This is a genomic window from Fundicoccus sp. Sow4_D5 (assembly GCF_052116365.1).
In the GTDB taxonomy this organism is placed as follows: Bacteria; Bacillota; Bacilli; order Lactobacillales; family Aerococcaceae; genus Fundicoccus.
Genome location: NZ_JBQKLF010000006.1, coordinates 49,332 through 63,428, shown reverse-complemented (window position 1 = coordinate 63,428; position 14,097 = coordinate 49,332). Strand labels below are relative to the sequence as shown.

Genomic DNA, 14,097 nt, shown 5'->3' with positions numbered 1-14,097 from the left:
AAGATAAGAGGAAATCTTGTTTCTTCCGTTCCATAGACAAGCTTACGATAATGAAAAACAAGGCAACATCCACAGACTTTAATTCTGTGACGAGAACTAACAAATGAGGCTTTTTATGCTATAATAATGACTATGAAATAGTGAGGAGGAGCAGATGAATAATTATCGTCGCGAAATACAAACAAACACGGCGACTAATAGCGAAACTGAAAGAAGTCATGCAACAGAAAGTCTGCTCGATAAAATTCGGCAGAAGTTTGCCTTGATGGACTATCTGATGTTAATCGTCATGCTGATTTTAATTCTGATTGGGTTTGTGATGATTTTTAGTGCTACGATGTATTATAGCCCAGATGGTGTCTCAGCGCCGGAACCTTTTAGCTTTGTGATGACTCAGTTTATGGCCACAATGGTTGGTTTAGTTGGCTTGAGCATCCTAGTCGCTTTAAAATATAAATTTTTCGAAAATATCATTGTGTTAAATACTGCGATGACAGGACTTGTTCTATCTTTAGTTTTTCTGAAGATTTATGGTCTCACTGGTGGTGGGGCGCAAAGTTGGATTTCTTTTGGTTTTGCTAGTTTCCAGCCGAGTGAAATAAGCAAGATTGCCTCGGTACTAGTCTTGGCGCGATTATTACAGGATCAACAAAGGGAAGTTATTTTAGCCGAAGAAAAAATAACCTCGAGGACAAAGAATATCTCCATTCTACTAATTGCGGTCGCGGTTATCTTAATTTTATTTCAACCTGATTTTGGCATGGTTGCACTAATTATGGGAACTTTAATCATTGTAGCAATGCAACAGTATTTAAGCGCCAAACTAAACCTCGTGATGTACGGTTTATTTGTAGTGTTAATTGGAGTGGTCAATGTGTTTGGCCGTGTCGCATCTGAATGGTTAGTTAACCATCCAAGTTACCAATTGAATCGTCTGGGTTCGTTTACCGATCCTTTTCTATATCCGCAAACTGCGGGGTATCAATTGATTAGTGGCTATCTGGCCTTTAGTCGAGGCGGTTGGTTAGGTGTAGGAATTGGACAAGGAGTGACCAAACGCGGCTCATTGCCAGCAGGTCATACGGATTTTATTCTAGCCATTTTAGGGGAAGAGACTGGCTTGTTAGGAATCATTGTGGTGATTGGTTTATTATTCGTTTTTATATTTATGATTTATCGTTGGGCTGCCCAATCTACAAGCCATTATAGACGAAACGTCTTATTCGGGATAGCAACTATGTTTTTACTTCAATCCTTCATCAACTTAGGAGGAATTGCCGGATTGATTCCCTTAACAGGTGTAACATTACCCTTTGTTAGTTATGGAGGGTCGAGTATGTTAGTCAGTATTATGACGGTCGCTATTGCGCAAGTCATGATTATTGAAGAGAAAGTCGAAGCCAAAAAACGTTTAGAAGAAGCATATCAAGAAGAAATCAAAGCAATCGAGAATGCGAGAATTGAAGGTCCTCGTAAGGGCTTAACGCTCGTTCATTCGCGAAAGCAAGAAGAGTAGGTGATAAAGTGAGTTTTGAAATTGTTCAAAGACAAGGTTTAATTGTCTGGTTATATACGTTAAAACATTTAAAATCCATTCGTAAATATGGACACGTCCACTATATTAGCAAGAAATTGAAATACGTGGTGCTATATGTGGACGCAGACCAAGCGATTCAAACAGCTGAACAGCTGGAACGTTACCACTTTGTTAGACAAGTAGAGCAGTCCCATCGAGATGAGATTGATATGTCCTTTAAAGATTCAATTCCAAACCGAATTGATCCGAATTTGAAGGCAGTTTCGGAAGATAAAGAACATGATTTCTCTGTCTTTATTTCGAGTGTGGCGGCTTCATTAGATTTACCAACCAGAGGAAAACCGATGAATGAATCGGTTGAAGACGATAAAATTCTTGTAGAAGAAGTGCTCGACAATGCGACGAAAGAAGCTGCCTCAAAGACACCGAAACAGAATGGCAGAAAATCAAATCGGAATAGTCGTCGTTCGAATCGAAATAGAAAGAATCAAAAACCTCAAAAACCTCAAGAACCTCAAGGAAAAAGCTAGACATTTTAAACTAGAAAGTTGGATTTAGATCATGCGAGTGATATCAGGAGAATATGGAAGCCGTCGCTTGAAGGCAGTTCCCGGAAACAATACTCGACCGACCACTGATAAAATAAAAGAGGGCATGTTTAATTTACTCGGAGGCTATTTTGATGGTGGTCGAGTGCTTGATTTATACGGTGGTAGTGGAGCCTTAGCTATCGAAGCCGTTTCAAGAGGAATGGATGAAGCGGTTATTACAGAAAAATACCGTCCAGCCATTCAAACGATTCGTGAGAATGTGGCGATCACAAAAGAAGAAGAGAAATTTACTATTCTTGCAGGAGATAACCGAACAGCCTTAAAGAAATTGAAGTCAGCTAAGAGTGAGTTAAGTTTCGACCTAGTTTTTATTGATCCACCTTATAAAAATCAAACGATTGAAACAGACATTCAATGGTTAGAAGACCAAGGACTCTTAACGGAAGAAACTTTGATTTTGTGCGAATCAGACGACCAAACCGTCTTGCCGCAGAACATGCAAGATTGGGGAAAAATAAAAGAAAAACATTATGGGCAAACATTTGTCCGCTTATATCAAAGGAGGATCTGATTTGACAGCGAAAGCCAAAATCGGTATTTTTGCCGGGAGTTTTGATCCAATGACTCTGGGACACCTAGACTTAATTGAAAGAAGTAGTCGACTATTTGATGAAGTGATTGTCTTAATTGCCATTAACACCTCAAAAGTCGCATTATTTACAGCAAAAGAACGTTTAAACTTAGTGGAAACATCGATCTCACATTTAACGAATGTGACAGTAGATATCCTCGAAGACGGGTTAGTTGCGAACTATTTTTCCGAAAAGAATGCGACCGCTATGATTCGTGGCGTGCGTAATACCATTGATTTTGAATATGAAAGTGGCATCGCAATTGCGAATCATTTACAAAATCCGAACCTTGAAACGATCACACTATTCGCCGATGAGAAATATCGCCATTTGAGCTCCTCACTAATTAAAGAAATTGCACGCTTTGATGGAGATGTTTCGAAAATGGTACCTGAAAAAGTCGCCGAAGCAATGAGTGTAAAGTTTAAACAATAACCAAAAGACTGGGTCGTGAAACGATATTTCGCTTCACAACCCAGTCTTTTTTTGCTTTAAACGTGAAAAGTAGGGTTCCGTAAAATGCTTCAGTACCACCCATAAATAACCAACAAAAAAACCATGCAACTGCCTCAGCACGGTCTGCATGTTTTTTTTGTGAGTCAAAAGAATTTTAATAGAATACTAAGACTGGAGTTCCGTAAGTCACACTGTTGTAAATTGTTTCAACTGCCCAGTAAGGCGTGTTGATACAGCCTAATGAACCAGCGTAAGTCCAAACATCGCCACCATAAGCTCCTTGCCAAGAGGCATCGTGAATGCCTTGTGCTTGATTATCGAAACGAATCCAATAACTAACAGGTGTGGCATATTCAGTCTCTCTAAACTGGTTGTAACCACGAAGTTTCGTGTCCGTCAACATCTCATTAACCGCGTTAGCGCCGGGAACCGTTTCAGCACCGATTTGGCCAGATACGATATCCGTTCCTAAAACCATCTCACCGTCAACGTATAGATACATCATCTGATACGTTAAATCGATTTCCACATACGTACCACCAATTTCATTTGCAGAGTTCCCATTACCTCCAGAACTGAAAGTAGCAGGCTCACGCGTTACATCAACGCCCGCATATAAATCATCGATAATCGATTGAGTCTCAGATTCCACATCAATACCCCAACCAAGAATACCAGGTGGAACGGTTACTTCGCCTTGTAAGGTACTCATAAATAGGCGCTCTTTGTTGTAAGTCGCGTACTCATCGTTTAAAGCACTCACATAATCATAAACTAAATCGTAATCAACGACCAACTGGTTGTTGTTGTCAAAATGAATCCAACTTTCAATCGTCTCTTTCGCAAGGGTTATATCTTCACCCGCAATTTGCAACGTTAATTGAATATCAGAAAAATCATCAATCGTATCCATAACAGACGTCACAACTTCGCTTTCACCATCAATCACAGGCTCAGCATAAACATCTTCTAGATCAACCGTCGACTCGTTTGACTGAACCGCATGAACAATCGATGCACCTAATTTATCAAAATCAATCTGAGTACCCATGTGCCCATCTTCAATAAAATAACCCTCATCGTCATTATAATTGATAACTGCATTGACAGCAGCCTCACGCTCAGCATTACTTAAACCGCTCTCAGCCAGAACGGTTTCGATATTCGAAGGGGTAATCGCCACTTGATCCGTCAATACATCATCAAAAGCCTCTTCCTCGAAATAACTCGTTACCCAAACAGAGGGGTCTTGAGATTGATAAACAGTCTCTAAATTAGACTCTGTATTAAACTCACTCTTGAGATCGCTCATTTTAATCCGCGCCACTTCCTGATTATTCTCCATCAGAACAACCTCACGCTCATTCAAATCCGTCTCAAGCTTCTCCTGTGCTTTTACCAACGTCAAATTACTAATATCCACCGTCCCAAACGTTGTATTAGCAACAAAACGATTCGAGTAATAGCCCACACCCGTTAAGTAAGCTGCCCCAAGACCGAGTAAAGTTACCCCTGTAATGATAAGACCTTTCTTCAACTACTTCGCCACCCATTCTCTTTCAAATTTAATAGAATCTTCAACCACTTAATATTATCTTATAATTTACCACATAAATGTGAAGAAATAATGACTTTTTTAATAAAATATCATCTATGTTTGAATGTTAACGAAAAAACGCCACTAATGCAACCATTTTTGGTGATAAAGTCCCACCTAGAACAACATTTAAACAATAATTAAATGGATTAAAAAATAAGCCCCATCATATGATTGAAGACTACAAACATCTAGTCCCGACCCACCTCCTAGCCAAAGTAGCTCAAGAAGAAGCACCTATTCAAAGTCAGCCTTGCGAACTAAACCATTCGGCGTCAGTTCATACACTAAGTCGCAAACCTCCTTTAAAAATTGACGATCATGCGAAATAGTTAAGAGGGCGCCTTCAAATGTTTGAAACAAATCGCGCAATTCCGGTTGCGACAAAGGTGAGAAATTACGTGTTGGTTCATCGAGTAAAAGCACATTTTGGCCAGCTAAATCAATTTTCAAAAGAAATAACTTAGCCTGTTGCCCACCGGATAATGCGGAGACAGGGTGATGCATCTCATCAGATGTGAAACGCATGCTGCCTAAATAAGTCATGACTTGCGTTAATTCTTCAACATCTCCCGTCTCACTCAAGAACTCAATTGGTGTTTGCGTTTCAGGCAAGAAGTCTCGATAATTTTGTGGCATATAACCCGCTTTAATGTCTAGTCGATCTTTCAAGTCTAGCCACAACTGTTTGAGAAAGGTACTTTTTCCCACACCGTTCTGGCCGATAATACCGATTTTTTGAGGGCCTCTGACCAGTAAATTTATCGAATGGGCTAGTATTCGATCGTTTAATCTTACTTGCTTGTTTTCTAAATGGAGAACGGTTTTACCATTCGCAAGAGGTTCCGTATTAGAAAACTTCACCAGAATCGGATCTTCTTTAATCGGGATGTCATCGAAATTCTCTTTTTCTCTTTCAAAGCGCCTGCCCATTGATTTAACGGCATGCATTTTTTTCTTTAATAAACGAGCACCTCCAGGATCTTGGCGAGAGATTGCATTTTGAGCATCATGAACACTACTTTCAATGCGTCTTTGTTTGGCCATGCGTTTGTCATATTCTTCCCGCTGCTTACTGGCAATTCGACTTTGAGAGTCGAATTTTAATCGCGTTTCTTCAACGTAAGCGCCATAATCCAAATTGGCAAAGGTGGCGACAGGCACTGTTTTGTGACGTAGTAGTTCGATATGTAATATTTTGTTAGCGGTGGCTCTTAGTAAAGCTTCATCATGTGAGATAAAGAGAATGGTCAGTGGGGTGCTTTTAATAAAGTGTTCCAGCCAATTGACCGTCTCTAAGTCTAAGTCATTGGAAGGTTCATCCAATAGAAGCAAATCAGCTTGCATAGCTAATAATTTTAATAGCTGAACTTTAATTTTCTCACCGCCTGACAGACTGCCAAGTGTTTGCTCACTCGTTAAACGGTCCGCATCTAGGCCTATTTGGCCAACTAATGAGTATAGTTCTGCATAGTCTAATGCATTGGCTTCAGCTTGGCCGAAAAAGAATTGATCTAAGGTCAATGTATTTAACTCTTTGGGTAACATCTGAGGTAGGTAAGCCGTTCGACTAAAGTGATTGACGTATTCTCCTTCGACGTGAATATAATTTTCGATCGAAGAATCCTTGTTAATCCATTTTAAGAGGGTCGATTTACCATTGCCTTCTTCGCCAATAATAGCGACTTTATCGCCTGGATTGACCGTGAAACTAAGATCACGCACAATCTCTTTTAAGTCCAGTTGATGTGTCATAGTCAGGTGTTTAATTTGTAACATAAGCGCACTCCTTTCAGATTGAATGCACAAAAACCGCCCAGGCTTCAGCCAGAGCGGTTTTGGAATAGAGAGTAGACTAAGAGAGCATGCGGCACTTTGGTCGCTACTGCTAATCAGTCCAATCCTTTCTAATTAAACCACTCCAAAGAAGCCTACCTAGTGATAGTTGTGCTTGCACTTGAAGTTTAGATTTAATTAGAAAGTGTACATGAACACACAGCCCCTCTTTGATTTGTCATCATTATAACAAGTCGTTTGATTAAATTCAAATATTTTATTTTCATACACATATTTTCATAGTTTTTGCGTATTTATATAAAAGGAGGGATTTCTTTGAAGAATCTACGCATTTATTTAATTGGTTTACCTTCAATCATGTTACTACTTGTATTATTTTTGTGGTATCAATCAAGTCAAAGTGGGGAGGCATTAGTTTTGGAACCCATTCACTTGAGCAAAACAGTCACTAGTCAGGAGGAAACAGCCCTCGATGACGAGTTGGAGAATAAAAAACCAGAAGAAAGCCAAACGATTTATGTTGATCTGAAAGGTGCTGTTCGCTATCCAAATGTCTATGCTTTACCAATTGGAAGTCGTTTGTTTGATGTCATTGAAATGGCAGGAGGACTGTTACCAGAAGCAGCCACGCAGCACTTGAATCAATCGCTACTACTCTCCGATCAACTGCTGATATATATTTACAGTATGGAGGAAGTAGAAGCAAGCCAAATGACAGAAGTAAATCCAGCCGAATTACCGATGGTCAGTGGACCAGAACTAGTCGAAGCCTCTACTAATACGTCAGGTGGACTGATTAATATCAATCAAGCCACGGTGGGAGAACTGATGACTTTACCAGGCATTGGGCCCAAAAAAGCCGAAGCCATTATACAATATCGAAGCGAACGTGGCTCATTTGCGAGTCCTGAAGCGATTATGGAAGTGAGCGGCATTGGGCAGAAAACTTATGAACAATTAGCCTCGCTCATTACGGTGGATTAATATGAGGGCATTATTTAATCGACAGTATTGCCAGTGGCTCTTTACCTTTGTATGGCTCGTATTAGGTTTAGAGTATTTGCATTCCGGTTCAGTATTCTTAGCCTTTATATTAATAGTCTTACTGTTACGCATCATCTGTCTTAAAAGTTCGACGCTCTTCTGGACGCTTGCTTTGTCACTACTATTATTTGTTCATTATCAAAGTCGGCAGAATCACTTGTTGGCTTTGCAAGCTTTGCCTTTCAAAACTGAAAGTGAACAAGATTATCAATTTCAACTTTTACCGACGGATATACGTTTAGACGATGATTGTTTGACGGGCACAGCTCGATTGTGGGCAGTGGATCAAGCAGTTGATGTCCAATTTAATTATTGGTTTGAAGAGTCGGCTGATATTCCAGCCGAGCTGTCTTCCCTTCAAGATAGTGCAACGATTTGGCAAGTGACCGGTCGTTTAAGTCCTCCGGAAGGTGCGAGGAATTTTGGCGTCTTTGACTACCAAGAATATTTGTTGACGCAAGGGGTCGCTTGGACATTGACAATTTCAAAAATCGACAGTATTCAAACCAGTCCTTCTAAACATTTTTCTGTCTGGCAAGCCAATCTGAGGGCTCGATTAACGAAGGCTTTACGTCAGTATCAAGACCTTGCTTGGGTTGGTTTACACAATAAACTGCTGTTTAATTTAAATTCAAAAGCGTTTCAGGATTACCGTCAAGACTTACTGGCAATGGGCATTATCCATTATTTCGCAATCAGTGGCTTTCATCTAAATTACATCCGACGTTTACTAGGGTATCTATTATTACGCATAGGGATTATTGTTGAAATCGCCGAGTTTTTATTGTTGGTAATATTGGTCTTTTATGCATGGTTGGTCCAATGGCCGGCCGGGGTCATTCGCTCGTTAGGCACCTTTTATGGAAGGCGTTTGTGCCGGCAATTTGAGTGGCCATTTAGTTCCTTCGATCAACTGGCCTTGGTCGGAATTATTATGTTGCTGTTTGATCCGATGCTTTTTCAATCGGCAGCCTTCAGGTTGAGTTTCTTGATGAGTGGTGTGATTCAATTTTATCAAGCAAACTCGTGCTATCAAACGCATGAGTTTAAGTATTCGGCTGAATTAACTTTTGCTTGCATGGTATTCTCTTGGCCGTTAATTATCAGCATGAATGCAGAATGGAATATGTTTCAATTAGTCATAGTGATTGCTTTTGGTTTAATCTTTGACCGATTGATCATGCCAGCGATGTGTATGACAACATTAGTTTTATTTAGTTTGGCTTCTTGGTCAAGTTTAGTTTCGCTACTTGAAGCACTCTCTATAGGTTTTGATTGGCTGTGGCAATTCACCGCACCTACTGGTTGGTTAGCATGGACGCGAGTGACTGTAGGAATACCCAGTGCGAGTCAGTTTTTTCTACTAATGACTGGAGCGACAGTGTGGCTTTTTTTTCTAAGAGAAAGAAGGGCTTTGGCTTATAGTGTGTTAGGGCTTTCTTATGTATGGGTGTTGGGTGTTTTACCTTATAGTCGCATCGAGAGTTCGGTGGTTGTGTTGGATGTGGGACAAGGGGATGCCTTATTGTATCGGCCGGCTTTTAGTCAAGCAGCTTGGTTGGTTGATACGGGTGGGCGTTTGTTGTTTAGTGAAGGAGGCGTGATGTTGGATGGAGCGTCAGCCCAGAAGGACTTGTTGCCGGCTTTAAAGGCTTTGGGGGTTCGCCGTTTAACAGGAGTAGTGATTACTCATCCGGATGCCGATCATATGGCAAATTTATTAGGCTTGAGTCAAGCGCTTGGTATCGATCATCTTGTCATTAGTCCCTACACGCTTCAAAGTAATTTGTGGCAGAAAGTATCTGCTTCACTACCTGAGCGTGTTCAAGTAGCGGTTTTGGAATTGGGCCAGGCGGTTCAGATTGGCGGTAGTGACTTTTCGGTGCTGGCTTTGAAAAAAGGTGCAACTTATTTTCATGAGGAGGCGTCTAATGATTCGTCTTTGGTGACGGTGTTTCAGTTGGGCGATTTGCGTTTCGTTAATCTGGGAGATTTGTCAGTAGCAGGCGAACAGCGTTTAATCGAAGAATATCCTAATTTACAGGCAGATGTGATTAAAGTTGGACATCACGGGAGCGACACGAGTAGTTCAGAGGCTTCTTTGGCGCAATTTGATGCGCGTTTGGCTTTGATTTCTGCGGGGGTGAATAATCGCTATGGCCATCCGCATGACGAGGTGGTCGAGCGTTTAGTAGCTTTTGATTTGGTGGTTTTGGCGACCAATGAAGTGGGGGCTATTCGGTTGACTTATCATCCTTGGTGGGGTTACCGAGTAGAAACAGCCCTTGAGCCACCTTGATAATATGGTACTATATTGAATGAAGAAAAGAATAGAACGGGGTCTTAGAGTATGAGTAGTCGTTACGTAGAAATTCCAGAATTTAAACATCCAATCAAATTTAGAACATTACAAAATGATGGCCTAACCGTTGTTTATCCACATTTCCATAAGGAAATTGAGTTTATTTATGCTGTTCATGGCAGTGTGCGAATTGGGGTCAACAATGATCAAGTCGATTTGGCAGAAGGTGAAATAATGTTTTTTGCGAGTGGCGAATCACATTATTTTCTAGCATCACCAGACAGTGAACGTCTTGTTTACCAGTTTGATTTACAGGTGTTTGATGAGGCGGTTTTGCGTGAGTCGGAAAAAACGTTGATGCAGTTGTTTGAAAATGGACAACCTCATAGTCGTCATTGGCCAGAGGAACTTGTGGAGAGCACGCGTGATTTATTGATTGAACTTTACCGTATTGATCAGGAAAGACCTATTGGTGTCAACTACTTGATTTTGGGCAAACTTCATCAGATGATTGGCGATTTTTTCCAGCAGTTGCCTGAACGAGAACTTGAGGCAAACAGTTTGGATTTCTCGGCCATTCAATATAAGGATACGCTAGAACGTTTGAATAAGGTATTCGCGCATATCGAGTCTAGCTATCAAGAATCAATTACAATCGAAGATATTGCGAGAATTGTTGGCTTCAGTCCTTATTATTTCACGCGTTTCTTTAAGAAGAATACTGGTCAAACCTTTGGCCAATTTTTGTCAGAATACCGGATCAACGAAGCTAAATTCATTTTAGCCAACGAAAAAATTCCGATGGTTGAGGTAGCCGAAAGAGCCGGTTTCTCGAGCGTTAAAACTTTTCATCATGTCTTTAAAGAAGCTGTCGGTCAGTCGCCACTCCAATACCAAAAAACATTCAAATCTTAACAAAACAGGATAAGCAATCAGCTGGTGCTGTGTCAAAAGTTCCTTTTTATAAGAAGATAGAAAACAAAAGATCTGACGAAGAGAAGATAATCATCTTCTTAATCGCTAGATCTTTTGTTTTTCTTTAATTACTTTATTCTTTTGAGCATTCAGTGATAACTTATCGAGGTTACATGCCATTAAAGCGATGCCAATCTCCTGACTGACTTTTTCTTTGCCTCTTACGTGGCAGCGGGTGAACCCTAAAGAACCCTTGAGAAAACCAAAGCTTGTTTCAACATCTATTTTTCTGCGCTGAAACACGGCTTGGCATTCGGGGTAGAGAAATACGTGCGTTGTTTGGCTTTAAATACTCCCAAGATGGATTGGCCATAATCTTTCGCACATAGCCCTTTTCTGTCAGAGCTTCCGGAATCTCTCGATTATCTGGCGTATAGCGCTCGGCTTTGTACTCTTTAAAGTCACGGCTCATACCATATTTATCTGTTCGTTGACGGTAAGCGGAAAAATTAAATCGCACGCCTTGGGGATCGATATAATAATCTTCAGATTCATCATATTGCCAGTTCATGATTTTCTTTTCATCTGTTAACCACTTTTTTGTCTGTTCTTTTAACATCGTGCCATAAGGAATCAGTGCGGTTATGTTCGGAAAACAATCTTCTAAGAAACGATAATCAGCTTCAGACCCGTATCCCGCATCCATGCTTAAGTAGTTCTTTGAATGTATGAGCCTTTCATGTGTCGTTAAAAAAGGTTGAATCGTGCGTGTGTCTGTTGGATTGGAGTAAATTGAATAAGCGAGCGCATACTAATTACTTGTCGCTAGTTGAAGATTTTATCCTGGTTACTTTCATCAAAGCGAACCGTATTCATTTTCCAAACGAAGCTATACTTATTAGCCTCAGCAAGACGTCTTGAGTTAACCAGCGTGCCGGCATGTTTTCCTGAACAAAGACATTGACTTTCCGACTCGTAAAGTCGCCAGGCGTATAAGCAAACAGCAATAATTTAAGAACCGCAGCCAGACTGTATTCTCTAGGTCTACCAAATTCATAAGGATGATGACTCTCCAACGAATCGACTAAACTATTAAAAAAATGAGTGATAGGATGCTTTTCTGGAATATAATCCAATGATATATCCAATTTAAATTGCTTCATGTTATAATTACTATACATTTTATAAGTCCTTTCATGGGAATTATTCGGACGAGCAGAAGAGAAGGTCTGTTCGTCTTTTTTTACACCTTAATTATAATTAAAAATCGACAAAAACGCTGTCAAAACAACACCTTTTTAAGGAGCATGTTATTGACAATATCTAGTAGAATTTCTGTGTTCTTGCTGGTGTACGCTGATCTTAGTTTTAAAAAGTGTAATGGTTCTTTTAACTCATCCATAATTTTCATCGGAACAAAATTTCCAATAATATTTGACATATTATTAGCATTTCCCTCTTACTTATAATCATCCTTTAAACATTTAATCACTTCTCGATAAGAATTAAAATGTTCTTCTTTTCTCAATTGATCTAATTCTTCCCATGTTTATTCGTGCAATAAAATATTTTTCTTCTTCATTTCTTAATACTTCTTTTTCTAGATTATCAATTATTAAAGCTTTGATGATTTCGATTAATTGATTATTTCTTTCAATGATTTCAAAAAGCATTCGTTTTTCATTCAATTACACACGTTTAATTAAACAATATGAATAAAATACCTTATAAGCATTCGAATCGCTTTAAACACATGAAAACCACTCCATAAAGCCCTTTTATAAATTATAGCAATCATTTTTTTTACATTTTAGACGACAAGAGCTGATAGACCTTGTAGACGGGGAGGATTCTGTGCTTCAAATGCTTATTTCCTCCCAATAAGTATGATAAAGATTCCGTCCTAGAATATCATGAGCAAGGATCGACTGATCACCAGTTATATTTTATGAGTGGTTTAGATATTTCTTTAAGAGTAGGGTGTAGAAGCCTTTTTGACCTACTTTATTGTTGAAGTTACTTTTGATGTGGTTTCATTAACTAGCCGAACGATCTAACGGCCTATTTTTGAATCGAGGGCAATATTCGGGAACTTTTGCAAAAGAACTAGGAAGATTCTTGAAAACGTATTCGATATAATAAGATTAAGAAAACGATAACAAGGAGTTATTAAAATGACATTAAGAATTGCTGTAATTGGATGCGGTGGCATCGGAACAAAGAAACATATGCCGGCTTTAGCTAAAGTTGAAGGGGTAGAAATTGTTGCCTTTTGTGATTTAATCATCGAACGAGCAGTAGAAGCCAAAGAAATGTTCGGAACTCAAGATGCACAAGTTTATGTAGATTATCGTGAAATGTTAGCCGAAGTTGAATTAGATGTTGTCCACGTGTGTACACCAAATGATACACATGCTGAATTGTCGATTGCCGCTATGGAAGCAGACAGTCATGTTATGTGTGAAAAGCCCATGGCTAAAACAACTGAAGAAGCACGCGAAATGATTGAAGTATCAAAACGTACTGGAAAAAAATTGACGATTGGTTACCAAAATCGTTTCCGTCAAGATTCTAAATTCTTACATACAGTGGCATCTAATGGTGAATTAGGTGAGATTTACTTTGCGAAAGCTCATGCTGTTCGTCGTCGTGCAGTGCCTACTTGGGGAGTATTCTTAGATGAAGAAGCACAAGGTGGCGGACCCTTAATCGATATCGGGACCCATGCCTTAGATTTAACATTATGGATGATGAATAACTACAAACCGAAATACGTAGTAGGCAATACTTACCGTAAATTAGCTGACAATCGCAATGCTGCTAATGCATTTGGTCCTTGGAATCCAGATGAATTTACGGTCGAAGATTCGGCATTTGGCTTTGTTGTGATGGAAAACGGTGCAACAATATTCTTAGAATCTAGTTGGGCATTGAATACTTTAGATGTTAAAGAAGCTAAGACTACTTTAATGGGTTCTAAAGGTGGAGCCGATATGGAAGATGGCTTAAGAATTAATGGTGAAGAGCACGGGACTTTATTTGATAAGAAAATTGTACTGAACCCAGGAGGCGTTGACTTCTTTGAAGGGGCAGACACTGACCCAGAACTATTAGAAGCACAATCTTGGATTGATGCAATCGTTAATGACACTGAACCAGTTGTAAAACCTGAAGAAGCTTTAGTAGTAACTGAAATTTTAGAAGCGATTTATAAATCGGCTCAAACAGGAGCACCAGTTCATTTAGCATAGTAAATGTGCTTGAAA

At 39.6% G+C, this 14,097-nt stretch carries 12 protein-coding genes and 1 pseudogene; 8 read left to right on the top strand and 5 right to left on the bottom strand.

Annotated features, from left to right (window positions below):
* Window positions 1–154: 154 nt before the first annotated feature.
* From ACTQ45_RS08290 to coaD, 4 genes are read left to right on the top strand one after another with little or no spacing between them, the layout of a single operon-like run.
* Complete coding sequence (locus ACTQ45_RS08290) at window positions 155–1,516, top strand: FtsW/RodA/SpoVE family cell cycle protein (protein ID WP_441752793.1); 1,362 nt, start codon at window positions 155–157, stop codon at window positions 1,514–1,516.
* Window positions 1,517–1,524: 8 nt separating this feature from the next.
* Window positions 1,525–2,067, top strand: a complete 543-nt coding sequence (locus tag ACTQ45_RS08285; protein WP_441752792.1) for a YlbG family protein — start codon at window positions 1,525–1,527, stop codon at window positions 2,065–2,067.
* Between the two features lie 31 nt (window positions 2,068–2,098).
* On the top strand, window positions 2,099–2,659 hold the full coding sequence (gene rsmD, locus ACTQ45_RS08280; protein ID WP_441752790.1) for a 16S rRNA (guanine(966)-N(2))-methyltransferase RsmD: 561 nt from the start codon (window positions 2,099–2,101) through the stop codon (window positions 2,657–2,659).
* 1 nt (window position 2,660) lies between these two features.
* Window positions 2,661–3,155, top strand: coding sequence for a pantetheine-phosphate adenylyltransferase (gene coaD, locus ACTQ45_RS08275; RefSeq protein WP_441752788.1), 495 nt, complete (start codon window positions 2,661–2,663; stop codon window positions 3,153–3,155).
* Between the two features lie 175 nt (window positions 3,156–3,330).
* Here the strand turns inward: coaD and ACTQ45_RS08270 are convergent, their stop codons facing one another.
* Both ACTQ45_RS08270 and ACTQ45_RS08265 read right to left on the bottom strand, forming a co-directional pair.
* On the bottom strand, window positions 3,331–4,713 hold the full coding sequence (locus tag ACTQ45_RS08270; RefSeq protein ID WP_441752786.1) for a L,D-transpeptidase family protein: 1,383 nt from the start codon (window positions 4,711–4,713) through the stop codon (window positions 3,331–3,333).
* A gap of 297 nt (window positions 4,714–5,010) precedes the next feature.
* On the bottom strand, window positions 5,011–6,552 hold the full coding sequence (locus ACTQ45_RS08265; protein ID WP_441752784.1) for an ATP-binding cassette domain-containing protein: 1,542 nt from the start codon (window positions 6,550–6,552) through the stop codon (window positions 5,011–5,013).
* Window positions 6,553–6,885: 333 nt separating this feature from the next.
* On the opposite strand from ACTQ45_RS08265, the gene ACTQ45_RS08260 reads away from it, so the two are divergent.
* The 3 genes from ACTQ45_RS08260 to ACTQ45_RS08250 are packed head-to-tail and all read left to right on the top strand — an operon-like array spanning window position 6,886 to window position 10,831.
* Complete coding sequence (locus ACTQ45_RS08260) at window positions 6,886–7,554, top strand: helix-hairpin-helix domain-containing protein (RefSeq protein ID WP_441752783.1); 669 nt, start codon at window positions 6,886–6,888, stop codon at window positions 7,552–7,554.
* 1 nt (window position 7,555) lies between these two features.
* A complete protein-coding gene (locus tag ACTQ45_RS08255) occupies window positions 7,556–9,913 on the top strand; it encodes a DNA internalization-related competence protein ComEC/Rec2 (RefSeq protein ID WP_441752782.1) in 2,358 nt (785 codons plus the stop codon).
* 51 nt (window positions 9,914–9,964) lie between these two features.
* Window positions 9,965–10,831, top strand: a complete 867-nt coding sequence (locus tag ACTQ45_RS08250) for an AraC family transcriptional regulator (RefSeq protein WP_441752781.1) — start codon at window positions 9,965–9,967, stop codon at window positions 10,829–10,831.
* Window positions 10,832–10,981: 150 nt separating this feature from the next.
* On the opposite strand, the pseudogene ACTQ45_RS08245 reads toward ACTQ45_RS08250, so the two are convergent.
* The 3 genes and pseudogenes from ACTQ45_RS08245 to ACTQ45_RS08235 form a co-directional block, all read right to left on the bottom strand.
* A pseudogene (locus tag ACTQ45_RS08245) lies at window positions 10,982–11,669 on the bottom strand (transposase); the annotation flags it as partial.
* Between the two features lie 34 nt (window positions 11,670–11,703).
* Window positions 11,704–11,994: a hypothetical protein gene (locus tag ACTQ45_RS08240; protein ID WP_441763461.1), complete on the bottom strand. Its 291-nt coding sequence runs from the start codon at window positions 11,992–11,994 to the stop codon at window positions 11,704–11,706.
* 342 nt (window positions 11,995–12,336) lie between these two features.
* Window positions 12,337–12,519: a hypothetical protein gene (locus ACTQ45_RS08235; RefSeq protein ID WP_441752777.1), complete on the bottom strand. Its 183-nt coding sequence runs from the start codon at window positions 12,517–12,519 to the stop codon at window positions 12,337–12,339.
* 486 nt (window positions 12,520–13,005) lie between these two features.
* Here ACTQ45_RS08235 and ACTQ45_RS08230 point away from each other — a divergent pair, with 486 nt between their 5' ends.
* A complete protein-coding gene (locus ACTQ45_RS08230; protein WP_441752776.1) occupies window positions 13,006–14,082 on the top strand; it encodes a Gfo/Idh/MocA family protein in 1,077 nt (358 codons plus the stop codon).
* Window positions 14,083–14,097 lie beyond the last annotated feature (15 nt).